This is a genomic window from Clostridioides sp. LIBA-2809 (assembly GCF_056688965.1).
The window spans coordinates 917,952-941,305 of record NZ_CP197004.1; the positions used below are offsets into that span (position 1 = coordinate 917,952).

The window sequence follows — 23,354 nt, forward strand, 5'->3', positions numbered from 1 at the left end:
ATGATAAAAATCTATTTATTTTTTAGTAGAATAATTTTATATATAAATACATGTTTGATGTATACCTTAAAAAATAATTAAAATAGGAGGAAATATAATGAGCAATTACAGGACATTACATGAATTTGGAACTGATGAAATAACAATTGAAAAGTCTGTTTTTATTGGATATGCTAAACCTATAAAGAGCGAAGAGGAAGCATTAGAATTTATAAATGAAATAAAGAAAAAGCACAAAGATGCAACTCATAATGTATGGGCTTATACAGTTGGACAAAATATGAATATACAAAGATATAGTGATGATGGAGAGCCACAAGGAACAGCAGGTATACCTACATTAGAGGTTATAAAAAAAGAAGATTTGAGAGATGTAGCAGTTGTTGTTACTAGGTATTTTGGAGGCACAAAATTAGGTGCAGGTGGTTTAGTTAGAGCTTATACAAAAGGTGCTAAGTTGGGATTGGAAGCAGGTAAGATAATTTATAAGGTAATGTATCAAGAAGTTAAGATTAAAATAGATTATACTCAACTTGGAAAAGTACAAAATGAATTAATGAATTTAGGGTATTTCATAAAAGATACCATATATGAAGATAATGTCGAGATAATAGTGTATTCAAAGTTAGAGGATGTAGAAAAAGTATCAGAAAAAATGATTGATATAACAAATGGAACAGGAAAAATAGTTTTAGGAGAAGAATTCTATTTATCTGAACAAAACGGAGAAATATTATTGTAATCTAAAAAGATTAAAAGAGTTAATTATATTAAACAGTCAAATTTTATCTTAAAATGAAAAGCCATTAAATTGTTTTAATCTAAATCAATTTAATGGCTTTTTATTAGACTTTGCACAGAATCCTTTTTTTACTTCAAATAAACCAACTAAAAGTAGAAATATCCCAAATATTTTTTTTAATATATCTGAAGATAGATAATTAGCTAACAGTGAACCAAATATGGCACCTAAAACCCCAAATACAGCTATGGGTATAACCAATTTAAAAACTACATTTTTATTTTTTATATGTATAGCCAATGCTATAAGTGTCATAGGAATAGATGAAAGTAAATTTACACTTTGAGCTATTTTAGTGTCGATACCAGCAAGTAAAACGAGTGCAGGTATAAGGATGGTTCCTCCACCCATTCCCATTCCTCCGATAATCCCTGCAAAAAATCCAATTAAAGCAAATAACATTAGAACACCATCCTTAATGCTGCAATTATCATGATTATTCCAAAAGAAATCCTAAGAAACTTTCCAGTAACCTTATTTAGTAGCTTAGCCCCTATGATACCGCCAAGAATACTTCCAACTGCAACTTTTATTGTCAAATTAATGTCGTAAGTACCTTTAGATACATATAAGACAGAGCTTGCTGTCGTTAAGAAAATTATTATAGAAAGAGCAGTTGCATGAGATTTATGTTCTTCTACCTTAACGATGTCATTTAATATCGGAACTAAAAGAGTACCTCCTCCAGACCCAAAAACTCCATTTATAAATCCTGTAAAAACTCCAATTATCGTATTTTTTAAATTAAAATCAAAATATTTTTTCTTCAAATCATCAGTTTTTTTCATAAAAATCACCTTCTGAAATAGTTTTACCAAAATAGGCAAATTATATTTATATAAAATAAGATTAAATATAATCTTTCATGTTTACTTAATTTTGCATAAAAAAAAACATATTAAAACAATATATTAATATATGGTATAATATATTAAAACAAAGTAGCAAATTTGAGAGGAGATAACAATGTCAAATATAAAAATACAAATAGACAAAACTGTAGAATGGCTTATAAATAAGGTTAATGAAGCAAATGCAAAAGGATTGATTGTCGGTGTATCTGGGGGAATTGATTCAGCAGTAGTTGCTAATTTAATTAAAAAGGCATTTCCAGAAAACTCTATGGGAGTTATAATGAGCATAAAAAGTAATCCTCAAGATAGAGAAGATGCACTTAAGGTTATAGAAGGATGTGATATAGAATATCTTGATTTAGACCTTATAGAGCCACAAAGTGCTATATTAGACATGGTAGTAGGAAATTTAAAAGAGAAACATTTATATAGAGCAGAATATTTAAAGATGACAGATGCAAATTTAAGAGCAAGAGTAAGAATGAGTACTATTTATACAATTGCTAACAATCTAGGATATCTAGTTGTTGGTACAGATAATGCTGCAGAAATACACACAGGATACTTTACTAAATTTGGTGATGGTGGAGTTGATATTTTACCAATTGCAAATTTGACTAAAGGAGAGGTGTATGAATGGGCAAAAGAACTTGGTGTTCATGAAGATTTAATAAACAAAGCTCCTTCTGCAGGTCTTTGGGAAGGTCAAACAGATGAAAATGAAATGGGAACTACTTACGATATGATAGATGCTGTGTTACAAGGTAGATTAGATGAAGTTCCTCAAAGAGACCAAGAGATAATTGAAAGACTTCATAGAATAAGCGAGCATAAGAGAAAAACGCCTGCGCAACCTCCTAAGTTCTAATTTACTATTTTAAAGATTTGTGATAAAATTTACAAGTGATAAAAATTAGAATAACTAATTGTACGTATTAAGGAGTGGAAATATGGGACGTATAGGTAATATAATTAATAGAAAAGGTAAACAAGATGCTCAAAGAGCAAAAATATTTACTAAACATGCTAGAGCAATAGCAGTTGCTGCCAAAGAAGGTGGAGCAGACCCAGAATATAATGCAGCTTTAAAGACAGCTATAGAAAAAGCTAAGGCAGATAATATGCCAAATGATAATATAGATAGAGCTATCGCTAAAGGTGCTGGAGCAGGTGCTGGTGATGACTATGAAACTATAGTTTATGAAGGTTATGGACCTGGCGGAGTTGCAGTTATAGTAGAAACTTTAACTGACAACAAAAACAGAACTGCTGGTAATGTAAGATACTACTTCGATAAAAATGGAGGAAACTTAGGAACTAGTGGATGTGTTTCTTTTATGTTTGATAAAAAAGGACAGATATTAGTTGGTTCAGGAGATGGAATTTCAGAAGAAGAATTGATGGATGTTGCATTAGAAGCAGGAGCTGAAGATTTTATAACAGAAGAAGATGGTTATGAAATAATAACTACACCAGAAGATTTTTCTAGTGTTCGTGATGAGTTGAAAGCTAAAGGGTATGAGTTTATATCTGCTGATGTAAAGATGATACCTCAAACTACAACTGTACTAACTGAAGAAGCTCATTTAAAAATGATGAATAAATTAGTTGATATGCTTGAAGAAGATGATGATGTTCAAGATATATATCATAACTGGGAAATGGAAGAGTAAATATTTTAATATCTTAGAAATGTATACACCTCTAAACCATGTTTACATAATAATATGTAAATATGATTCAGAGGTGTTTTTATATTTGTAAAAATTGTTTTATAAATACTAAAAACATATCCTGTAAAACTAATAATATTATAAAAGGTTTTGAACAGGACTCGATTGTCTATAGATGATGGATGGGTATATTACTTGACGTTGAATACCACTCATTCTTCCAGTAACAATATCGATAATCATTCGAAGGCTACGTTCTGCTGTTTCCTCCATTTTCAAGTCTATAACTGTTAATGGTGGTGTACTTCTTGCCATTAGCCTTGAAGGTCCATTACTTGCTGCAAATATCTGAACATCATTTCCAATTGAAATCCCTGACTCATTAAATGCATTCATTATACCAAGAGCTACTACATCATGGTTACAAAAGATTACTTTTTTTATTGAGTTCTTTGCAATCATTTTTTTAGCAATATCATACCCACTATCTATTTTGTTAGAACAATAATATATAGAATCTGGTAAATATATTCCATGTTCCTCACATGTCTTTAAAAAAGATTTGCCCCGTAAAGTCATACATGTAAATGAAGACGGGTTAAATACAACAGCTATGTCATTTTTACCATTTTGAATAGCATGTAATGCTGCTATACGACCAGTTTCTTCATTATCAATAGATACACTCGAAAAACCTTCTATTTCACGATTTACAACAACTACAGGAATTTTAGGTTTATTTTTTAATAGGTACTCTATATCATCAGCATTAATACCTGTCAAAACAACACCATCATAATAATTGTTTGAAAAAAGATATTCATCATCGCATAAATGGCCAACAGTATAAGGTCGTATGATAATATTTATATCTAAATGCTCTAAAGAAATGACATGGTTTATTGCTTGAAATATGTTGGTTGATGCCAATTCAAAACCAGAATCTTGCCAATAAAATGCTATTTGAATATGATTATGTACTCTAGGAGTAGAGCGTTTATATCCAAGCTTATCTGCTGAATTTAAAACTATATCTTGTGTATGTAGTGGAATTCTTCGTTCATTTCCCTTACCACTTAAAACATAGGAGACTGTTGCTGAAGAAAGACCACAATCTTTTGCAATATCTTTGATTGTTGCCATGATAAAAATCCTCCTTGAATAGTTGCTTAAACTTGCTTACATTTATTATCTTAACATATATCCAATCAAAGAACAATATTCTACAATATGCAAATCCTAATGAGTGAAAATAAATAAATCTTAAAATATATTTATTGTGTTGACAAAACTTAACAGATAATACTATAATGTGCTTAAATAAGCTTATTAATAAGTTAATATTAAGCAATGTTAAGCAGTAATATAACAATGCTAGCTTGTTATGTCACTGTAAATAAAGGGGGCAAAGAGATGAGTAAGATAAATATACTTGAAGTTGGTCCAAGAGATGGATTTCAAAATCTAAAAGAATTCGTAGATACAGATAAAAAACTAAAAATTATTGATGGTCTTATTGATTCTGGTATTAAAGAATTAGAAATTGGTTCATTTGTAAGTCCAAAAGCCATTCCTCAGATGAAAGATGCAAAGGAAATAGCAACCTACTGTGTAAAAAATTATCCTGATGTAAAGCTTTATGCATTAGTTCCAAATTTATACGGTGCTAAGCTTGCATGGGATTGTGGAATAAGAGATATATCTTATGTTATTTCCTTAAGTGAAACTCACAATAAGAAAAATATAAATAGAACTCATGAAGAATCCATTACTGAACTAAAAAAAATAATAGATTCTTATCCTGAAATGAATATATGTGTTGGAATAGCCACAGTGTTTGGCTGTCCTTTTGAAGGGATACCAAAGATAGAGGATGCGGTAGCATTTAGTAAATGCCTTTGGGAAAACGGTATCAGAGAGATTAACTTAGCAGATACAATAGGTATTGCTGACCCTAAACAAGTTAGAGAGACTATTAGTGCATTAGTTGAAGCATTACCAGAATGTAGATGGCAGGTACATATACATGATACTAGAAATATGGGGATGGTTAATACTCTTGTAGCTATTGAGTCTGGTATTACTACTGTTCAATCTACACTTGGAGGTTTAGGAGGGTGTCCTTTTGCACCTGGTGCATCTGGTAATACTGCGACTGAGGATTTGGTGTATATGCTTGAACGTATGGGATATGATACAGGAGTAGATTTTAATAAACTTCTCGAATTATCTAAATACCAAAAGAGTTTGATAGAGGGTGTATATAGTGGTCATCATGTAAATATAAAATCTGAAATTTCTAGTTGTCAATTGTCTTGATTAAAAAAATAAATGATTTGGGGAGGTCAATATGGATATTATAGCTTTAATTTTATTTTTAGGTGTTATTGTTCTAGCTTTTGTACGTAAGAATAATGCAGGGATTTTAGCTTTAGCTGTTGGTGTCATAGCAGTTAGAATATTTGGCATGGATGAAAAAGAGCTTTATGGAGCTATAAGTAACTCAATGTTTACAACACTTGTTGGAATAACATTACTTTTTGCAATAGTAAATTCAACTGGAGCATTAAAGTTAGTTGCAGAAAAAATAGTAGCTGTTTCTGGTAAGCGAGTTTGGCTTATTCCAATAGCAGTTTTTATTGCAGGATTTATTGTTGCAGGTGTTGGTCCAGGTGCAATTCCAGCACTTGCGATAATTCCAGCAATGGCTGTTCCCGTAGCAATAACTGTTGGTTATAATCCTGTAATGCTTGCACTTATAGGCGAATGTGGATTAATGGCAGGTCGTATGACACCTATTACTCCAGAAGGTCAAATTATAACAACTGTTGCAGAGAGTGTTGGGATTGAAAATGTTATGCCTGCTATTTTAGCATGTCAAACCTTATCAACGATTGTATTTTCAATAGTATTGTTCATAATTTTTAAAGGATATAAACTTAAAAAACCTATAAATATTATAGATAGTAAGAATATAGAAAAGTTTAATGTAAAGCAAATAATTTCTCTTATAAGTATATTAGTCATGATTGCTTTTATTATATTTTTCGATATGAATGTTGGACTTGCTGCCTTTTCAGTTTCGGCTATACTTCTTCTTTTCAATATCGCTGAAGATGGAGAATGTATCAAGGCAATCCCATGGAGTACAATAGTAATGGTCCTTGGGGTGGGAGCAATGATGACAATTGTGGATGCAGCAGGAGGGATTGACTTGATGAGTAATGCATTATCATCACTAATGAATAGTAAAACTGCTACTCCAATTATGAGTATTTCAGCAGGACTTATGTCTATGGTAAGTTCGGCATTAGCAGTAGTGTATCCAACTATGATGCCTATGTGTGTTGATATAGCTAAGTCAGTTGGAGGAGTAGACCCACTAGCACTTATTGCAGCAGTTGGTGTAGGAGGTTCTCTTGCTGGTGTAAGTCCACTTTCTACTGGTGGTGCATTGATTTTGGCAGCTATGGGGTCAAGTAAGAAAGACTTTAATAAAGAAGAACAAAATAAGGTATTTATTCAACTTTTCGTTATGAGTGCAGTTGGATTATTAGTTATTGCAGTAGTATCAGTTTTATTCTTTAATGGAATAGCACATATAATGCATTAATTTCGATAATTGAGGAATTTGTCATTAAACTCAACTTTTAATATTGAGTAATATAATATAAATTGGAGGTATAGATATGAAAAAAGGAGCATTAAGCGATATAAAAGTACTTGACCTTACTAGAGTTCTTGCAGGTCCATATTGCACAATGATGTTGGCTGATTTTGGGGCACAGGTTATAAAAATAGAAGTGCCAGAAAAAGGTGATGATACAAGAAAATTTGGACCTTTTGTAAATGGAGAAAGTTTATACTATGCAAATATAAATAGAAATAAGAAAGGTATAACTTTAAATCTTAAATCAGAAGAAGGTAAAAACATATTCTTAGAAATGGTAAAAGAGGCTGATGTTGTTGTAGAAAATTATAGACCAGGTGTAATGGAAAAGTTAGGGCTTGGTTATGATGAATTATCTAAAGTTAATAATCAAATAATTTATGGAGCTGTGTCAGGTTTTGGCTGTTATGGACCATATTCAGAGCGTCCAGGATATGATATTATTGCACAAGCAATGGGTGGACTTATGAGTATAACAGGAACTGAAGGAGGAGAACCAACAAGAGTAGGAAATGCTATGGGAGATGTATTGGGAGGTATGAATTTAACTATTGGCATACTTATGGCACTTAATGCTAGAAAGATATTTGGAAAAGGACAAAGAGTAGATATTTCCCTCGTTGATTCAGTTGTATCATCTCTTGAAACTGGCATACAAAGATATTTTGATTCTGGTCAGCCTGAACTTATGGGTAATAGATACGCTTCTGCTTACCCTTATGATTCTTTTAAGGCAAGTGATGGTAATTTTGTAATAGGTTGTGGTAATGATAAATTGTTTGAAAAATTGTGTAAAAAAGTACTTTTTAGAGAGGAACTTTTAGAAGATGAAAGATTTAAAACAAATCTTAAGCGTTGTGAACATCATAAGGCTCTTAAACCAGAAATAGAAAAATGGTCTGTTAAGCATACAATAAAAGAAGCAGTTGATTTAATATCAGAAGCTGGCGTTCCTGCTGCACCTATTTATAATCTTGGTAGTGTTACAACAGATGAACACATTGCAAAAGCAAGGGAAATGATTGTAGATATGAGACATCCTATTATAGGAGATATGAGAGTCAATGGAAATCCAGTTAAGTTGATGGCAACAAAAGCCCAAATTAATGTACCAGCACCATCTTTAGGAGAAAATAATGAGGAGATTTATAGTAGTTGGCTTGGTTTTGATAGTGATAAAATAAATGATTTAAAAGAAAATGGAGTTATTTGATTTTAGAGAAAAAGTATAAATATAATATTTATTCTCTCCTAAGAATTGTAAATCAAATCTAAAATTATCATAAGCATTTAAGATAGGAAAATCTATTTAGACATTAAGTCTTTGTGGATTTTCCTATTTTCGTTAAAAATTTATACTATTGGAACAGATATATAGATATACTAAACTAAAGTATTAACAATTTAAATTGATAGAAAATAAGTTACCTATATGTTCTAAAGATTCTTTATTAGACTGTAAAGAGGCTTATGGGCATGTTACTTAAATTATTTTAATGAAAATATCAAAAATGAGACCGCATTCTCAAAAATGAGACTGTGTTTTTTAAGTATTTTCTCTAAAATGAGACAAAAATATTGTTTTATGGGTTTTATTGGATAAAAATTCTTTAGTGAATTACAATTTAATCAATTCTAAAGTTAAAAATTATTAGAAATTAAGTGAAATTTATGTATATTTTGTTTATTTTATCAAAAAAAAACAATTTTTTAATGAAAATAAAGAAATTAAATATAAGTTGGCTTAGAACTTGCTAATATATATTAACAAGAAAGTGTAGAAAAAATAACAATGAATAATGGGGGGAATATGATGGGATTTGTAATGGAAAATTTAAAAAATCTTAAGGTGGAAGTTGAGGATAAAGTCTGTGTTATTACTATAAATAGACCTAAAGCTTTAAATGCTCTTGACAATGACACCCTTAGAGAATTATCTCAAGTTGTTGATGTAGTATCAGAAAAGGAGGAAATATTAGGAGTTATTATTACTGGAGAAGGTAAAGTTTTTGTAGCTGGAGCTGACATACGTCAGATGCAAAACTATAAAAGTGAAGAAGGAAGAAAATATGCAGGTTATGCCCAAGGGATTTTTGATAAAATTGAAGCTCTTGAGAAAACAGTAATAGCAGCAGTTAATGGATATGCATTAGGTGGTGGATGTGAACTTGCTATGAGTTGTGACATTAGAATTGCATCAGAAAAGGCTATATTTGGACAGCCTGAAGTTAATTTAGGAGTCATTCCATGTTTTGGCGGAACTCAAAGATTATCAAGACTTGTTGGAACTGGGATAGCTAAAGAATTAATTTTTACAGGAAGGCAAGTAAATGCAGAAGAAGCTAAATCTATTGGTCTTATTAATAAAGTAGTTCCAAGTGATGTGCTTTTAGAAGAGGCAATGAAGATGATGAATCAAATAGTTGAAAAAGCACCAATAGCAATAAGATATGCAAAAGTAGTTATTAATAAAGGAATAGATATGGATTTAAAAAATGCTCTTGAACTAGAGAAAGATATTGCAGGTTTAACTTTTGCTACAAGAGATAAACAAGAAGGAATGGATGCATTTATAGAAAAGAGAAAACCGATTTTTGAAAATAAGTAGCTATTATAATTAAATTGGAAGAAATGTAGAACATATTAAAAATCTAAATTTCGTGAAAAAATACATATAGTTTAATTTTAAAAGGAGTTAATTTATGAATACGGGAGTAATTATAAGTTTAGTAGGAATTATCATAGCCCTATCCCTTCTAGTTGTAATGGTTATGAAGGGAGTAAATATTTTTATAATAGCAATTGTATGTTCATTACTAGTTGCTATAACAGGAAATTTAAATGTATATAATGCACTTAAGGTGGATTATATGACAGGATTTGTTGGATTTCTTCAGGCAAATTTCTTTATTTTCCTAACGGGTACTTTAATGGGAAAAATAATGGAGATTACTGGCGGGGCAAAATCTATTGCTAAGATGATTGTAAGATGGATTGGTAAGGATAAAGCATTGCTTTCTATTCCAATAGCATGTGGAATATTGGCCTATGGGGGAGTGAGTGTTTTCGTTGTAAGTTTTGCAGTGTTTCCGATAGCTTTAGAAATTTTTAAAGAAGCTGATTTACCACGAAGATTCATACCAGCAGCTTTGACTTTTGGCTGTTCAACTTTTGCTATGGTTGCACCAGGAGCACCACAGATTCATAATATTGTTCCAGCTTCAACCTTAGGGACAGATATTATGGCTGGAGCAGTAAATGGATTTATATCATGTGCAGTAATGTTTGTAGTTGGAAGTATCATTTTATACAAAATGGTTTCAAAGGAAAAGGCTAATGGTGGACATTTTATAGCACATGAATCAGATATATTTGATGAAGTAGCAACAACTAATTCTAAGAGAGAAAATGGTCCTAATGGTCTAATTGCATTAATTCCATTAATAGTATCAATCCTAATAATCAATGTAAAAATTAATGGACAAGCAATAGTACCAATTGAGGTGGGAGTGTTTATAGGAGCTTTATTAGTGTATTTATTGTTAAATAAATATCAAGATAATAGCAAAATAGTTGGACATGTTGGTGATGCATGTAAAACTACAGTAGTAGCAATATGTAATACTTGTGCTGTAGTTGCGTTTGGTTCAGTTGTAAAATCAGCAGTTGGTTTTGACTTTATAGTTAATGCTATGACTAATATTCCTGGACCTCCTATTGCAGGGGCTGCGGTTGGGACTACAGTTATTGCAGGTATCTGTGGGTCAGCTTCAGGTGGACTTGGAATTGCCGCTCCACTTCTTGGACCAGTATTTTTAGCTAAAGGTGTTTCTGCTGCAGCGTTAACTAGAACTATGGCAATTTCATCAGCAGCATTAGATTCACTTCCACACAACGGATATATAGTTACTGTAACAAATGGTCTATGTAAAGAATCACATAAGGATGCCTATATGCCAATATTTTGGGTAACTGTTTTAACCCCAATTATTGGAACTGTAGTAGCAGTTCTTCTCTTTACAATGTTCCCAGGATTACCATAACAGAAAAGATAAAAAAGTATAAATTATATTTTGATATGTAAAATCAATTTTCAAAATATATATAATAAATTTTATGTTTTAGTAACATGAATACCATATTTAAAATACCAAGTTGACAGTATAAGGAGGAATTGAAAGTGTTAAATAAACCATTAGAAGGAGTTAAGGTAATTGACTTAACATATTTTGTAGCAGGTCCAGGTACTTCTAAAATATTAGCTGACTGGGGTGCTGATGTTATTAAGGTAGAGCCGAGTTTTGGAGACCCAGGAAGAAAGACAGGGGCAACAATGACAATGCCAATAGATGATGATAATAATCCTTTTTACAGTACATATAATTCAAATAAAAGAGGTTTGTCTATAAATCTTAAGAGCGAAGCAGGAATTGAAATTATGGATAAGCTTTTAAGTGAAGCAAACGTATTTGTTTCAAGCTATAGAACAGGAGCATTAAAAAGGCTAGGTCTTGACTATGAATCATTAAGTGAAAAGCATCCACATCTTATCTGGGGACAAATAAATGGTTTTGGTGATTTTGGACCTGCTAAGGATAATGCAGGTTTTGATACAGTTGCATTTTGGGCAAGAAGTGGAGCTATGCTTGATATCGCAGAGAAGGATACAAGTCCAATAAATCCACCTATAGCTTTTGGAGATGCCACAACTTCTTGTAGTTTATCTGGAGGTATATGTGCAGCTTTATACCAACAAGCTAAGACTGGAAAAGGGCAAAAAGTAATGGCCTCTTTATTCGGACAAGCAATATGGAATGCATCATCTTTATTAGCATCTACACAGTTTAGCGATGAGTATCCAAAAACTAGAAAGAATGCTATTTCTCCAGTAATAAACTCTTATCGTTGTAAAGATGGAAAATGGATATTCTTAAGTATCCTAGAGCATGAGAGATATTTTGAGTCACTTTGTAGATTATTTGGAAGAGAAGATTTAATAAAAGAAGAGAAATTTGCATCTTCAGTAGAAAGTAAGAAAAATGCTACAGAACTGATTAATATTTTGGATGGTGAATTTGCAAAATTCACTCAAAATGAGATGGTCGAAAAGCTTACTACTGCGGATATAGCCCATGAAAGAATTCAACATGTTAACGATGTAGTAACTGATGAACAGGCTATTGCTAATAACTATATATATGAACATACAAGTAAAAATGGAAATAAGACGATGCTTGCATCCACTCCAGTTAAGTTTGGAAATATTGAAGTTAACATGACCTGTGATGCACCACTTATAGGAGAACATTCAGATGAGATATTAAGAGAACTTGGATACAGTGATTCTGATATAGAAGCTCTAATTGAGTCTGGAATTGTAGCAATGAATAAAGAAACATGTGAAGTATGTCAATAAATAGGAGGAAATTTTATGGATTTTAGATTAACAGAAGCACAATTAATGCTTCAAAGAGTAGCAAAAGAATTTGCAGAGAATGAAATAGCACCAATAGCTGCTGAAATAGATAAAACGGGTATTTTCCCAAGAGAGCTTTTTAGCAAAATGGCTAAAATAGGATTTAATGGTATTGGGACGCCTGTAGAGTATGGTGGCTCTGGTGGAGCGGATATAGAAAAGGTAATTGTTGTTACTGAGGTTGCAAAAAAATGTGCAGCATCTGCAGCAATACTATCAATACACACAATATATGCTCAAGCTATTTTGAAATTTGGTACTGAGGAACAGAAGAAAAAATACCTTCCTATGATGGCTGAAGGTGGGTGTGTAGGTGCTTTTGCATTAACTGAACCTAATGCTGGTTCAGATGCAGCAAGAGCTGCAACAACTGCAATCATTGATGAAGCAACTGATGAATATGTTTTAAATGGGACTAAGTGCTTTATTTCTGGTGGAGGTCAAGCAGAATCGTTAATAATATTTGCATTGACAGACCCATCAAAGGGGATAAAGGGAATGTCTGCTATCATCGTTGACAAAGGTACTCCAGGTTTTTCAATAGGAAAAATTGAAGAAAAAATGGGTATCCATGGTTCAGAAACTGCAGAGTTAATCTTTGATAACTGTAGAGTTCCAAAATCTAATCTATTAGGAAAAGAAGGAAAAGGCTTTAACATAGCTATGACTTGTCTAGATGGAGCAAGAATTGGAGTTGGAGCTCAAGCTGTAGGAATTGCTGAAGGTGCCTTAGAAGAAAGTATAAAATATTCTAAAGAAAGAGTTCAGTTTGGCAAGCCAATTTCAGCTTTGCAAGGTATTCAATGGTATATAGCAGATATGGCTACTATGGTAGAATCAGCAAAGTTGTTAGTATACTATGCGGCAGACTTGAAAGCTAGAGGAGAAAAACACACTAAAGAAGCTGCCATGGCAAAATACAATGCCTCACGCACTGCAAGAGAAGTTACAAATCTAGCTCTTCAAATCCATGGAGGATATGGATATATGAAAGATTATCCATTAGAGAGAATGTACAGAGATGCCAAGATAACAGAAATTTACGAAGGTACTTCAGAAATACACAAGGTTGTTATTTCAAGAGCAGTACTAGGATAGGAGGAAGAGAATGAATATAGTTGTTTGTTTAAAGCAAGTTCCAGATACTAATGAAGTTAAAATAAATAAAGAGACAGGTACTCTAATAAGAGATGGTGTACCAAGTATAATTAATCCAGATGATAGAAATGCTTTAGAAGAAGCGTTAAAAATAAAAGATGAACTAGGAGCAGTGATTAAGGTTGTAAGCATGGGACCTCCTCAAGCTAAAAGTGCTTTAAAAGAAGCTTTGGCAATGGGAGCTGACGAAGCATATTTAATTTCAGATAGAGCTTTTGGTGGTTCAGATACTTGGGCTACATCAACAATTATTGCTGCTGCTATAGAGAAGGTTGGAAAGTATGATGTAATATTCTGTGGAAGACAAGCTATAGATGGAGATACAGCTCAGGTTGGACCAGAGGTTGCAGAATTCTTGGGAGTGGCACAAGTTACCTATGCAAAAGAAGTAAAGGTTCAAGGTGATAAATTACTAGTAACTCGTTATACAGAAACAGGAGATTATTTAATAGAAGCAAAGATGCCAGTATTACTAACTGCTATAAAAGAGTTGAATAGTCCAAGATATCCAAGTGTCAAAGGAATCTTAGAAGCTTACAATAATGGGGATGAAAAGATTACTGTGTTAACACTTGCAGATTTAGATATTGATACAACTCAAATTGGATTAAAAGGTTCACCTACAAATGTTTACAAGTCTTTTGTACCAGTTAAAGACAAGCATAATGAAATAATCGAAGGTATAAATAAAAAGGAAAAAGCTGATAAATTAATAGAAATACTATTCGATTTGAAACTAGTATAGGAGTGTTAAGATGATGAGAGCAAAAGTTAATCAAGGTATAAATTTAAATGATTATAATGGAGTTTGGGTAATAGGAGAGCAAAGGGAAGGCAAAATTAATCCTGTTACTATAGAACTTATTGGTGAGGGAAGAAAGCTTGCTGACCAACTAGGGAAAGAACTTGCAGTTGTAATAGCTGGATATGAAGTAGAGAAAGAAGTAAAGGATTTACTTCACTATAGTGTTGATAAAACATATTATATCAATGACCCTCTTCTTAAAGATTTCACAACTGATGGATATGCAATTTCAATTGCAGGTTTAATTGAAGAGAAAAAGCCAGAGGTTGTACTAGTTGGAGCTACTTCTATAGGAAGAGATATCGCACCTAGAATTGCAGGAAAAGTTGGGACAGGTCTAACTGCTGATTGTACAAAACTTGAAATAGATTCAACAGATAATAAGTTATTACAAACAAGACCAGCCTTTGGTGGAAATTTAATGGCTACTATTGTTTGTCCAAAAAATAGACCACAGATGTCAACAGTTCGTCCAGGTGTTATGTCAAAAGCTGTAAGAACTGAATCAGAGAGTGGAGTTTTAGAGGTTGTTACTCCAAAACTTACTGAAAAAATGATTAGAACTAGACTAGTAGAAATGCTTCCACAAGAAAAGAAATCCATAAATCTAACTGATGCTAGAATAATAGTATCAGCAGGAAGAGGATTAAAGAGAGCAGAAGGATTTGAACTAATAAAAGAATTGGCAGATAAATTGGGGGCAGAAATTGGTGCTTCAAGAGCGGCAGTAGATTCAGGGTGGATAGAACATTCTCATCAAGTTGGACAAACAGGAACTACTGTTAGACCAGAGTTATACATTGCATGTGGAATATCTGGAGCAATACAGCATCTAGCAGGGATGAGTGATTCTAAATATATAGTTGCTATAAATAAAGATTCCAAAGCTCCTATTTTCGATATATGTGACTATGGAATTGTAGGGGATTTATATGAAATTCTACCTGAGATGATAGAGTCATTAAATAGGTAACTTCTAGAAAACATTGAATACATAGAATGGTAAGTCTTATAATATTGTATTGTAAGACTTATTATTTTTGCTGAAGGTGATAGTGGAGGGATGAGACAATGAAAGAGCACTGGTATAAGGATATATTTGCAAGAGTGTTATCCATGACTGATGATGGCTTTATTGTTGTAAATAAAGATGGAGTAATCATAGATATTAATGATAAATATTGTGATTTCTTAGGGAAAGAAAGAGAAGATATAATAGAACATAATATACAAAGTATTATACCAAATACAAAAATGTTAGATATTATGAGAGATAAATATTGTGAAGAAGGAGCCATACATCATTATTTAGGTGGAAAAACAAAAGAAAAAAGTGTAATAGTAAGTAGATCTTATGTGGAAAATGAGAATGGAGAAGTAGTTGCAGGGGTAGCTCAAGTTAAATTTAGACTGCAATCCTTTGATGTAGCTAAAAAGTTAATGTCAGAATATATGGAGCTACAATATTATAAAGAACAGTTCAAGGATAAATGTAGTTTTGACAAGCTCATAGGTGAAAATAGAGATTTCATAGAACTTAAGAAAACAGGTATGAAAGCTTCTAAAACCAACTTCTCAGTACTTTTAACGGGTGAGACAGGTACAGGGAAAGAAGTCTTTGCTAGAGCAATTCACAATAATAGCAGTAGAGCAGACAAACCTATGGTTAGTATAAACTGTGCTGCAATACCAGAAGAACTACTAGAATCAGAGCTATTTGGGTATGATGAAGGAGCTTTTACAGGAGCAAAAAAGGGAGGTAAAAAAGGTAAGTTTTTAGTTGCGAATAATGGTACAATCTTCTTAGATGAAATAGGCGACATGCCTTTGACCATGCAAGCAAAACTTTTAAGAGTTCTTCAGGAAAGTGAGATAGAACCAGTTGGAGGTCTTAAGACTATAAAGATAGATGTAAGGGTAATCTCTGCTACAAGAAAGAATTTAAGTAAAATGGTTGAAGAGGGATTGTTTAGAGAAGACTTATACTATAGGTTAAATGTAATAAATATTCATATGATGGAATTAAAGGACAGACAAGATGATATTTTATTGCTAGCAAATTATATACTAAATAAATTAAATGTTGAATATAAGAAATTGAAAGTTCTAAGTGATAATGTTAAAAATTGTTTTATTAACTATATTTGGCCAGGAAATATAAGAGAGCTAGAAAACGTAATAAAAAGCGCCTATGCTGTAAGTGATGATATGGTCATTATGATGTGTGACCTTCCCTCTAAGATGGATAATATCAGCAGAGTAGCTCAATGTAATGTGGATAGTAATTGTTCAATTCATGAAATGGTTGAGAATTATGAGAAGAGTTTAATTATTGATGTTTTGAAGAAGTACAATTGGAAATGTTCCAAAGCAGCAGAGGTTATGGGAATACACAAAAGTCTTTTATATAAGAAAATAAAAAAGTATGAAATTGAATTAAATAATTAAGGTGAATTGAATTTAATTGGAAATAACAAAACCCTCCTAGCTTTTAGACAGTTTTACATATTTTAACTGTCTGCTAAGAGGGGTATAGTTCAAATTCAGAATTACTTTTACTTATCATTTGCCAAAAATGTTTTAATAGTTCTTCTGTTATTTAGTCATAATTTTCTACTTCTTTATCAAGTTCTTTTCCACAAGAATCACATTTATATATAGCATTATATCCGTAATCATATTCATCAACTATTTTCTTTTGTCTAAATACACCACCACATTCACATAAGAAACCGCTTTTTATAAGTGTAACAATAAATTGAGACTTTATAAATTTTATATCATTACATTTGTCATTAGCATAAAATGTATAAATATAAGAGTTATCACATTCATCTCTTAATTCAAATTTTTCAATATATGTGCTGTTTTTTAATTCCTCAAATTCTTCTTTAGTCAAGTATGATTTTTGTTGCAATTCATGTAAGCGTTTAATTTGGTCCATCATTTACATCCTCCCAATAATTTTAGTATTTTAAGCTTAGACAAGGATTCTAAGTTTTATTAAATTTATCTCAAGGAATTATTTAAATCATATTTAGTTTTATTAATTACAAGATATATAAATTAGATTGATTAAAACTAATTGTAAAAATAATATCCCATGAAAACCTAAATTACTAACCCCTTACTAACCCGAAAACTAAACAAGAAAAAAGAAAAATATATCCAAACATAAGTGATATATAAATAAAAATATTCTATATAAATTTAACTTTAAATATTCTGACAATAATATATAAAAATATATTATAGTTAAAATATACCACATATTTTGGGTATTGTATACTGGAATTAGAGCAATTAATTTATTTTTTAACATACAAATGATTATGTAAAAAAAAACAAGACTCAAAAAATTTTATATTCTTTGATAGAATAAAAATGAGAGTAAATTTATTGAATTTTGTAAAATTTATAAGGGGTGAGTATAAGATATGCAAGAAAATAAAAATGATATATTTGAATCAATAGATAATGATGATTTTGATAATAAGACAGAAGATGAATATTTAGAAATAGTAAGAAAAAACGGATTAAATTTAATATACATAAAAAATCAAACGGAAGATATATGTCTAGAAGCTGTTAGACAAAATTGTAATGCAATAAAATGTGTTCAGAATCAAACAGAAAAAATATGCCTAGAGGCAGTTAAACAAGACTGGAGAATGTTAGAATTTGTGGAAGAGCCAACAGAAGAAATTTGCATGGTGGCCATTAATCAAGATGGAACAGCATTAAAATACATAGAAAATCAAACAGAGGAATTATGCCTAAGAGCTGTTGAAAAAAATGGTGCTGCATTGGAATATGTAAAAGAGCAGACAGAAGAAATCTGTATAGAAGCAGTGAGAAACAGCGAGTTTGGGTTAGCAAGGGTAAAAAAACAAACAGAAAAAATATGCATGGAAGCAGTTAAGCATTGTAGTTATAATCTAAAATGGGTAGAAAATCAAACAGAAGAAATCTGTATGGAAGCAGTGAGACAGAATGGGCTTGATTTGAAGTTTGTAAAAAATCAAACAGAAACAATTTGTTTAAGAGCAGTAAGACAAAATGGAATGGCACTAGAATTTGTAAAGGAACAAACTATTGGTATATGCTTAAAGGCAGTAAGACAATATGGAATGGCATTAAAATTTGTAAAAGAGCAGACAGAAGAAATTTGTACAGAAGCTATAAAACAAGATAAAAGAGCTCTTAGTTTTGTAAAAGAAAATAAGGAAAAATATAAAGTTTTATATGATAATAATGAGCCATTTGCAAAACGCTATGTTAGAAATGTAATAGAAAAAGAAAACAGAGCATTGATTAAAAAGGGTGAAGAAAATGCAAAAATCAAAATTGCAGGAAAACTTTATGACAGAGGAATGTCTTTTGAAGAAATATCAGATATAGTTGAAATTGAAATAAGCAAATTAAAAGTGAGTTTAGGAGTCTTTTAAAGTAATAAATTTAGGGATTTTTTTAAGTGAATAGTTAATAAAAAAATAATCGACTAGTTCTTTGTAGTATATCAAAATTAATGCTATAATTTTACATATAATAAATTATTTTTATTAAATAAGGGGGAATTTAAGTTGAAGATTACGATATTATATCAAACAAGAAGTGGAAACACAGAAAAGGTAGCTAAGCTGATAGAAGATGGGGCTAAAAAAGTGGATGGAATAGATGTTAAACTTATGAGATTTGACAATATTGATTCAGAGTATTTAAGTGAAAGTAAGGCAGTAATATTTGGAACACCAACTTATTTAGCAAATACAACTTGGGAAGTAAAAAAATGGTTTGATGAAGATTCAAAGAAAATCAACTTAGCTGGAAAATTAGGCGCTGTTTTTGCTACATGCGACTATGTCTGTGGAGGTCCAGATGTTGCAATACTTACTATAGTAGGTCACTTGATGGTCAAAGGTATGCTTGTTTACTCTGGAGGAGGCTCTTTAGGAAAGCCATTTATACATTTGGGACATGTACATTCAGTTGAAGGACCAGAAGTACAAAATGAGAAGGCTATAATATTTGGTGAAAGAATTGCTACTAAAGCAAAAGAGCTATTCGCTTAATTTCTATATGTGTATTAAGAATTATAATAAATTTAGATTTTTAGTGGGGATTTGATGTAAAAGTTATAAAATAAAAATTTTTCCATAAAATTACTCAAGATGAATTATAAAATAATTATATTATTAAAATAATTAAAATTAAACATTAATAGTGAGGGAAGTTTATGGTATGGCATATAGAATATGAGATTTTTTCTGCAGTTATAGTTATCTTTTTAATGGTATACTTTTTTAGAAGTAAATTTATACCTACATTACAAAACAAAATATATTGTGCACTTTTAGTATTCTCATTTTTATTTATAATTTCAAATATTTTAGGCTCATTTTGTCTAAACAATGTAGATGAAATTCCAATTTTTATTACTATTTTATTGAATCAAATATATTTATTATTATTGCCAATACCAGCAGCACTTGTATCGTTTTATGTGATGGCTATTATTTATCAAGATATAAGGTATATGAAAAAAAGGTTATTATTTTTATCTATACCACTCATAGTTTGTATAATCTTATCTATTACAAATCCTTTTACAAATATTCTATTTGGATTGTCAAAAGAAACAGGTTATATACGGGGTTATGGGTATGTTGCAACTTTTGCATCTTTTTTCTTTTATGCAATATATTCAGCATTTTTATCTTTTAAATATAGAAAAGCAATGCATGAATCAAAAATATGGGCTATTAGAGGTTTTCTTATAGTTTCAGTTGTAGCAATTATATTACAGGCGGTTTTTTTACAATATCTTCTTACAGGAGCTGCATGTGCATGTAGTTTACTTTTGACATATCTTTCTATGCAGAATCGAGGTCTTATTATTGATGACCTTACTGGTGTACTCAATAGACAATCTTTTATTCAAGAGTTAGATTTGAATATCAATACTGAACAATCAGGATTTATCATCACAATTGCACTTGATGACTTTAAATTTATGAATGAAACTTTTGGGACTAAAAATGGAGATATTGCATTAAAAGAAGTTGGAAAATATTTGATTCATATACATGATGTAAATCATGTATACAGAATAGGAGGAGATATATTTTCTATTGTTGTAAATAGTCAACTAGGTATAGAGCCAGAAGAGATTATTAAAAAAATAGAAGAAAGATTCAAAAAACCTTGGTTAGTAGAAGAGATAAACTTTAATTTAGCAACTAGTATTGCTGTAGTTTATTATCCAGAAAATGCTGAAACAACAGAAGATGTTATAGTTGCTATAGATTTCTCTATACATGAAGCAAAGCGTTCTGACTCAAAACATGTTATTTATGCAGATGCATCTATAAGGGAAAAGATAAAGAAGAAACATATGATTAAAAATTGTTTAAAAGAGGCATTAGAAAATGATGGATTTGAAGTTTATTATCAGCCAATATTTTCTAATAGTAGAGGTAGATTTACCTCAGCTGAAGCATTACTTAGGATGGAACATAAAGACTTAGGTTTTATACCTCCTGATGAATTTATAACAATTGCAGAACAAACAGGGTTGATTAACTTAATTGGATTAGTAGCTTTTGAGAAAGTATGTAAATTTATAGCTAGTGATGATTTTGAGGATTTGAAATTAGATAATATAGCTGTTAATCTTTCTGTAGTGCAATGTATGCAAAAAAATTTGGCTGATGATTTACTTTACATTATGGATAAATACAATGTATCACCAACTAAGTTTAAACTTGAAATTACAGAGACTGTGGCATTGGGTTCTTTTAATATAATTAAAGAAACAATGGAAAGATTAATTGATTTAGGGGTTAAGTTTTCACTTGATGACTTTGGAATTGCTTATTCTGGAGTTACTAATATGCTTTCTTTACCATTTTCAATAATTAAGTTGGATAAGAGTTTGATTTGGTCTATGAATGAAGATAGTAGGCACAAACTTACAGTTGAAACTATTATAGCTCTTATAAATAAATTGAATATGAAGGCTGTAGCAGAAGGTGTTGAGACTGCCGAATGTGCTGAAGAATTAGCGGATATGGAGTGTGAATATTTACAAGGTTATTATTTTTCTAAACCAGTTCCAGAAGACGTTTTGAAAAATTTATTAAAAAGAAATGTATTTGTAGACTAATAACCTTTATTTTTTTAATTACAATTTTGTTCATTGACACTGTTAGTTATATATTATAAAATTAACACAATAACAAATATTAAAATTATTATACATATTATTAATATTAATTCCTAAAGTAAAGATTTATTATATATTTTATAACTTAGAATATATATTTTACTTAATTATTCTAAAGTAAGAAAGGAAGATGTGACATGAATAGAAAGAAAATATTAGTACCAATTGATGGGACAGAGAGAAGTATGCATTCTTTGGAATTTATACAAGGAATATTCAAAAAAGATGAAGTCGAAGTAGAGATAATGAATGTAAAAGAACTAGTATTTATTGATGGCATATCCCTGGCTGAAGAAATAAAGAATTCTGAGAACTTAGGAAGAAGAATCCTGGATAAAGCAGCAGAGATAATGGGTGAGTATGATGTTAAAGTACACTTTACTTTTGGATATCCAGGAGATGAGATAATTAGAAAAGCAAAAGAAGATAATGTAGATATTATAGTTATGACAAAATCTACTAAAAAAGGTCTTACAAGAATGATAGGTTCAGTAACAGCAAGTGTGGTTAAACAAGCCAAATGTATAGTAATGATTGTACCGGAGTAGAATTAGTGAGGTATTTGAAATATGAATAAAAAGATAGTAGCAGTTTGTGAAAGTGAAAGAAGTTTAAATTCTCTTAAGGAAGCTGCAAATGATTTAGGATTTGATTTAGTTTATGAAATTCAAGAGAATGATAATATAAAAAATGAACTTTCAATTTATGATATAGAAGATGCATCTATTGTATTATTTGTTACAAGTGATTCTATAGAAAGTATAGATAAGATTGACAGATTTATAGATAGAGAATTTTATGAAGTTGACCCAAAGTATATAATAGAAGATGCAAAATCTATAGTAAGTGAAATTTTAATAGACTTAAATTAATCGTGGGTGTCGTGCTAAGAATAGGGCGACGCCTTTTTACGTATTTTATAATAAAAAAATCCCAATTTATTTAAATTTGAGATTTTTTTATTATAAATAGATTTAAGATAAAGTAGAAGTTTAATCATGTTGAAATAACTGAATGACATCTTCCAAATGATTGTACATTGCTGTATAACCTAAGTCAGAGTCTTTATTATCAAATGCCATCATTATCTCGTTATGATGACTAATCATATCCTGTAGAGAATTTCTATATTTAAACCCAAAGTATTGGTTAGAAGAAATTGTTTTAGGTATTAACTCATAATATTTTATAAAAATTGGATTATGAGAAGCCAATATTATTTCCTTATGAAATTGTAAGTCAGCATCATAACATTCTTCTATAAAACCTTGAGAAACCTTATCTAGTTCTTCTACTGACTTCAAATAAGCATGTCTTATTTTTTGAAGTTCTTTAGTAGTAGCATTTAAAATTGCCAATCTTGTAGCTTCACTTTCTATAAGTTGTCTTGCTCTTAAAGATTCAACGTAAAATTCTTGTATATTGTGATTTTTATATACTTCATTATCATCAAACAGGTCAATTTTTTTAAATCCTTCAACTACAGGACTTGAGTAAGGTACAGCCCTAAGTATTCCTTCTTTACAAAGTATATCTATAGCATTTCTTACAGGGATTCTGCTTATATTAAACAGGTCAGCAATCTTTCTCTCACTGGGCAATTTACTATTAATTTTAAAAGTTCCATTTAGAATATTTAATTTAATATAATCAATAATTTTTTCAGTGGCATTTAAGTTTTTCATAAAAAC

General features: G+C 30.7%; 23 protein-coding genes. 18 read left to right on the forward strand and 5 right to left on the reverse strand.

The window, feature by feature from the left end:
- Positions 1-97: 97 nt before the first annotated feature.
- The gene (locus ACTG44_RS04540; RefSeq protein ID WP_479918249.1) at positions 98-742 is read left to right on the forward strand and encodes a YigZ family protein; all 645 of its coding nucleotides are present in this window, start codon (positions 98-100) and stop codon (positions 740-742) included.
- Positions 743-826: 84 nt separating this feature from the next.
- On the opposite strand, the gene ACTG44_RS04545 is transcribed toward ACTG44_RS04540, so the two are convergent.
- Together ACTG44_RS04545 and ACTG44_RS04550 are read right to left on the reverse strand one after the other, a co-directional pair.
- Positions 827-1,204: a sulfite exporter TauE/SafE family protein gene (locus tag ACTG44_RS04545; protein WP_021383663.1), complete on the reverse strand. Its 378-nt coding sequence runs from the start codon at positions 1,202-1,204 to the stop codon at positions 827-829.
- Positions 1,204-1,590 carry a sulfite exporter TauE/SafE family protein gene (locus tag ACTG44_RS04550; RefSeq protein WP_227821561.1) on the reverse strand — a complete coding sequence of 129 codons (387 nt, stop codon included), beginning with the start codon at positions 1,588-1,590 and terminating at the stop codon, positions 1,204-1,206. Before ACTG44_RS04550 ends, ACTG44_RS04545 begins: the two co-directional genes overlap by 1 nt.
- A 178-nt stretch (positions 1,591-1,768) precedes the next feature.
- Between ACTG44_RS04550 and nadE the strand changes: the two genes are divergently transcribed.
- Together nadE and ACTG44_RS04560 are read left to right on the forward strand one after the other, a co-directional pair.
- Positions 1,769-2,524, forward strand: coding sequence for an NAD(+) synthase (nadE, locus tag ACTG44_RS04555; protein WP_021383617.1), 756 nt, complete (start codon positions 1,769-1,771; stop codon positions 2,522-2,524).
- Positions 2,525-2,606: 82 nt separating this feature from the next.
- Positions 2,607-3,329 (forward strand): YebC/PmpR family DNA-binding transcriptional regulator, encoded by a 723-nt coding sequence (locus tag ACTG44_RS04560; protein ID WP_021383652.1) that lies wholly within the window; start codon positions 2,607-2,609, stop codon positions 3,327-3,329.
- Between the two features lie 138 nt (positions 3,330-3,467).
- Here the strand turns inward: ACTG44_RS04560 and ACTG44_RS04565 are convergent, their stop codons facing one another.
- Positions 3,468-4,472, reverse strand: coding sequence for a substrate-binding domain-containing protein (locus ACTG44_RS04565; protein ID WP_479918250.1), 1,005 nt, complete (start codon positions 4,470-4,472; stop codon positions 3,468-3,470).
- 270 nt (positions 4,473-4,742) lie between these two features.
- Here ACTG44_RS04565 and ACTG44_RS04570 point away from each other — a divergent pair, with 270 nt between their 5' ends.
- From ACTG44_RS04570 to ACTG44_RS04615, 10 genes are all read left to right on the forward strand, one after another.
- A complete protein-coding gene (locus ACTG44_RS04570) occupies positions 4,743-5,648 on the forward strand; it encodes a hydroxymethylglutaryl-CoA lyase (RefSeq protein WP_021383600.1) in 906 nt (301 codons plus the stop codon).
- A gap of 31 nt (positions 5,649-5,679) precedes the next feature.
- Positions 5,680-6,942, forward strand: a complete 1,263-nt coding sequence (locus ACTG44_RS04575) for an SLC13 family permease (RefSeq protein ID WP_021383604.1) — start codon at positions 5,680-5,682, stop codon at positions 6,940-6,942.
- Positions 6,943-7,018: 76 nt separating this feature from the next.
- Entirely contained in the window at positions 7,019-8,212 is a 1,194-nt protein-coding gene (locus ACTG44_RS04580) for a CaiB/BaiF CoA transferase family protein (RefSeq protein ID WP_479918252.1), read from the forward strand.
- Between the two features lie 600 nt (positions 8,213-8,812).
- The gene (locus tag ACTG44_RS04585; protein ID WP_479921380.1) at positions 8,813-9,607 is read left to right on the forward strand and encodes an enoyl-CoA hydratase-related protein; all 795 of its coding nucleotides are present in this window, start codon (positions 8,813-8,815) and stop codon (positions 9,605-9,607) included.
- A gap of 94 nt (positions 9,608-9,701) precedes the next feature.
- Positions 9,702-11,042: a GntP family permease gene (locus ACTG44_RS04590; protein ID WP_021383672.1), complete on the forward strand. Its 1,341-nt coding sequence runs from the start codon at positions 9,702-9,704 to the stop codon at positions 11,040-11,042.
- A gap of 137 nt (positions 11,043-11,179) precedes the next feature.
- A complete protein-coding gene (locus ACTG44_RS04595) occupies positions 11,180-12,415 on the forward strand; it encodes a CaiB/BaiF CoA transferase family protein (RefSeq protein ID WP_479921381.1) in 1,236 nt (411 codons plus the stop codon).
- A 15-nt stretch (positions 12,416-12,430) separates the two neighbouring features.
- On the forward strand, positions 12,431-13,573 hold the full coding sequence (gene acrC / locus ACTG44_RS04600; protein WP_479921382.1) for an acryloyl-CoA reductase: 1,143 nt from the start codon (positions 12,431-12,433) through the stop codon (positions 13,571-13,573).
- A 10-nt stretch (positions 13,574-13,583) separates the two neighbouring features.
- Positions 13,584-14,378 carry an electron transfer flavoprotein subunit beta/FixA family protein gene (locus ACTG44_RS04605; protein WP_021383678.1) on the forward strand — a complete coding sequence of 265 codons (795 nt, stop codon included), beginning with the start codon at positions 13,584-13,586 and terminating at the stop codon, positions 14,376-14,378.
- Positions 14,379-14,391: 13 nt separating this feature from the next.
- Positions 14,392-15,411, forward strand: coding sequence for an electron transfer flavoprotein subunit alpha/FixB family protein (locus ACTG44_RS04610; RefSeq protein WP_479920281.1), 1,020 nt, complete (start codon positions 14,392-14,394; stop codon positions 15,409-15,411).
- Positions 15,412-15,509: 98 nt separating this feature from the next.
- The gene (locus ACTG44_RS04615) at positions 15,510-16,886 is read left to right on the forward strand and encodes a sigma-54 interaction domain-containing protein (RefSeq protein ID WP_021383613.1); all 1,377 of its coding nucleotides are present in this window, start codon (positions 15,510-15,512) and stop codon (positions 16,884-16,886) included.
- A 151-nt stretch (positions 16,887-17,037) separates the two neighbouring features.
- On the opposite strand, the gene ACTG44_RS04620 is transcribed toward ACTG44_RS04615, so the two are convergent.
- Positions 17,038-17,385: a hypothetical protein gene (locus ACTG44_RS04620; protein WP_234781094.1), complete on the reverse strand. Its 348-nt coding sequence runs from the start codon at positions 17,383-17,385 to the stop codon at positions 17,038-17,040.
- A 490-nt stretch (positions 17,386-17,875) separates the two neighbouring features.
- On the opposite strand from ACTG44_RS04620, the gene ACTG44_RS04625 reads away from it, so the two are divergent.
- From ACTG44_RS04625 to ACTG44_RS04645, 5 genes are all read left to right on the forward strand, one after another.
- Positions 17,876-18,886 (forward strand): DUF4116 domain-containing protein, encoded by a 1,011-nt coding sequence (locus tag ACTG44_RS04625; RefSeq protein WP_021383621.1) that lies wholly within the window; start codon positions 17,876-17,878, stop codon positions 18,884-18,886.
- A 135-nt stretch (positions 18,887-19,021) separates the two neighbouring features.
- Entirely contained in the window at positions 19,022-19,510 is a 489-nt protein-coding gene (locus ACTG44_RS04630) for a flavodoxin family protein (protein ID WP_021383614.1), read from the forward strand.
- Positions 19,511-19,674: 164 nt separating this feature from the next.
- Positions 19,675-21,603, forward strand: coding sequence for an EAL domain-containing protein (locus ACTG44_RS04635; RefSeq protein ID WP_479918255.1), 1,929 nt, complete (start codon positions 19,675-19,677; stop codon positions 21,601-21,603).
- A gap of 197 nt (positions 21,604-21,800) precedes the next feature.
- Positions 21,801-22,211, forward strand: coding sequence for a universal stress protein (locus ACTG44_RS04640; protein WP_021383594.1), 411 nt, complete (start codon positions 21,801-21,803; stop codon positions 22,209-22,211).
- Positions 22,212-22,232: 21 nt separating this feature from the next.
- Positions 22,233-22,535 carry a PTS Lactose/Cellobiose specific IIB subunit gene (locus ACTG44_RS04645; protein WP_021383628.1) on the forward strand — a complete coding sequence of 101 codons (303 nt, stop codon included), beginning with the start codon at positions 22,233-22,235 and terminating at the stop codon, positions 22,533-22,535.
- Between the two features lie 120 nt (positions 22,536-22,655).
- On the opposite strand, the gene ACTG44_RS04650 is transcribed toward ACTG44_RS04645, so the two are convergent.
- Positions 22,656-23,348, reverse strand: a complete 693-nt coding sequence (locus tag ACTG44_RS04650; protein WP_479918256.1) for a FadR/GntR family transcriptional regulator — start codon at positions 23,346-23,348, stop codon at positions 22,656-22,658.
- Positions 23,349-23,354 lie beyond the last annotated feature (6 nt).

What these genes read in the sequence shown, in the direction of transcription:
- ACTG44_RS04540 (WP_479918249.1), top strand. Translation starts at nt 98, where the DNA reads ATGAGCAATTACAGGACATTACATGAATTTGGAACTGATGAAATAACA.
- ACTG44_RS04635 (WP_479918255.1), top strand. Translation starts at nt 19,675, where the DNA reads ATGGTATGGCATATAGAATATGAGATTTTTTCTGCAGTTATAGTTATC.
- ACTG44_RS04575 (WP_021383604.1), top strand. Translation starts at nt 5,680, where the DNA reads ATGGATATTATAGCTTTAATTTTATTTTTAGGTGTTATTGTTCTAGCT.
- ACTG44_RS04605 (WP_021383678.1), top strand. Translation starts at nt 13,584, where the DNA reads ATGAATATAGTTGTTTGTTTAAAGCAAGTTCCAGATACTAATGAAGTT.
- acrC (WP_479921382.1), top strand. Translation starts at nt 12,431, where the DNA reads ATGGATTTTAGATTAACAGAAGCACAATTAATGCTTCAAAGAGTAGCA.
- ACTG44_RS04620 (WP_234781094.1), bottom strand. Translation starts at nt 17,385, where the DNA reads ATGATGGACCAAATTAAACGCTTACATGAATTGCAACAAAAATCATAC.
- ACTG44_RS04640 (WP_021383594.1), top strand. Translation starts at nt 21,801, where the DNA reads ATGAATAGAAAGAAAATATTAGTACCAATTGATGGGACAGAGAGAAGT.
- ACTG44_RS04615 (WP_021383613.1), top strand. Translation starts at nt 15,510, where the DNA reads ATGAAAGAGCACTGGTATAAGGATATATTTGCAAGAGTGTTATCCATG.
- ACTG44_RS04590 (WP_021383672.1), top strand. Translation starts at nt 9,702, where the DNA reads ATGAATACGGGAGTAATTATAAGTTTAGTAGGAATTATCATAGCCCTA.
- ACTG44_RS04645 (WP_021383628.1), top strand. Translation starts at nt 22,233, where the DNA reads ATGAATAAAAAGATAGTAGCAGTTTGTGAAAGTGAAAGAAGTTTAAAT.
- ACTG44_RS04650 (WP_479918256.1), bottom strand. Translation starts at nt 23,348, where the DNA reads ATGAAAAACTTAAATGCCACTGAAAAAATTATTGATTATATTAAATTA.
- ACTG44_RS04545 (WP_021383663.1), bottom strand. Translation starts at nt 1,204, where the DNA reads ATGTTATTTGCTTTAATTGGATTTTTTGCAGGGATTATCGGAGGAATG.
- ACTG44_RS04570 (WP_021383600.1), top strand. Translation starts at nt 4,743, where the DNA reads ATGAGTAAGATAAATATACTTGAAGTTGGTCCAAGAGATGGATTTCAA.
- ACTG44_RS04610 (WP_479920281.1), top strand. Translation starts at nt 14,392, where the DNA reads ATGAGAGCAAAAGTTAATCAAGGTATAAATTTAAATGATTATAATGGA.
- ACTG44_RS04625 (WP_021383621.1), top strand. Translation starts at nt 17,876, where the DNA reads ATGCAAGAAAATAAAAATGATATATTTGAATCAATAGATAATGATGAT.
- ACTG44_RS04560 (WP_021383652.1), top strand. Translation starts at nt 2,607, where the DNA reads ATGGGACGTATAGGTAATATAATTAATAGAAAAGGTAAACAAGATGCT.
- ACTG44_RS04585 (WP_479921380.1), top strand. Translation starts at nt 8,813, where the DNA reads ATGGGATTTGTAATGGAAAATTTAAAAAATCTTAAGGTGGAAGTTGAG.
- ACTG44_RS04580 (WP_479918252.1), top strand. Translation starts at nt 7,019, where the DNA reads ATGAAAAAAGGAGCATTAAGCGATATAAAAGTACTTGACCTTACTAGA.
- nadE (WP_021383617.1), top strand. Translation starts at nt 1,769, where the DNA reads ATGTCAAATATAAAAATACAAATAGACAAAACTGTAGAATGGCTTATA.
- ACTG44_RS04550 (WP_227821561.1), bottom strand. Translation starts at nt 1,590, where the DNA reads ATGAAAAAAACTGATGATTTGAAGAAAAAATATTTTGATTTTAATTTA.
- ACTG44_RS04565 (WP_479918250.1), bottom strand. Translation starts at nt 4,472, where the DNA reads ATGGCAACAATCAAAGATATTGCAAAAGATTGTGGTCTTTCTTCAGCA.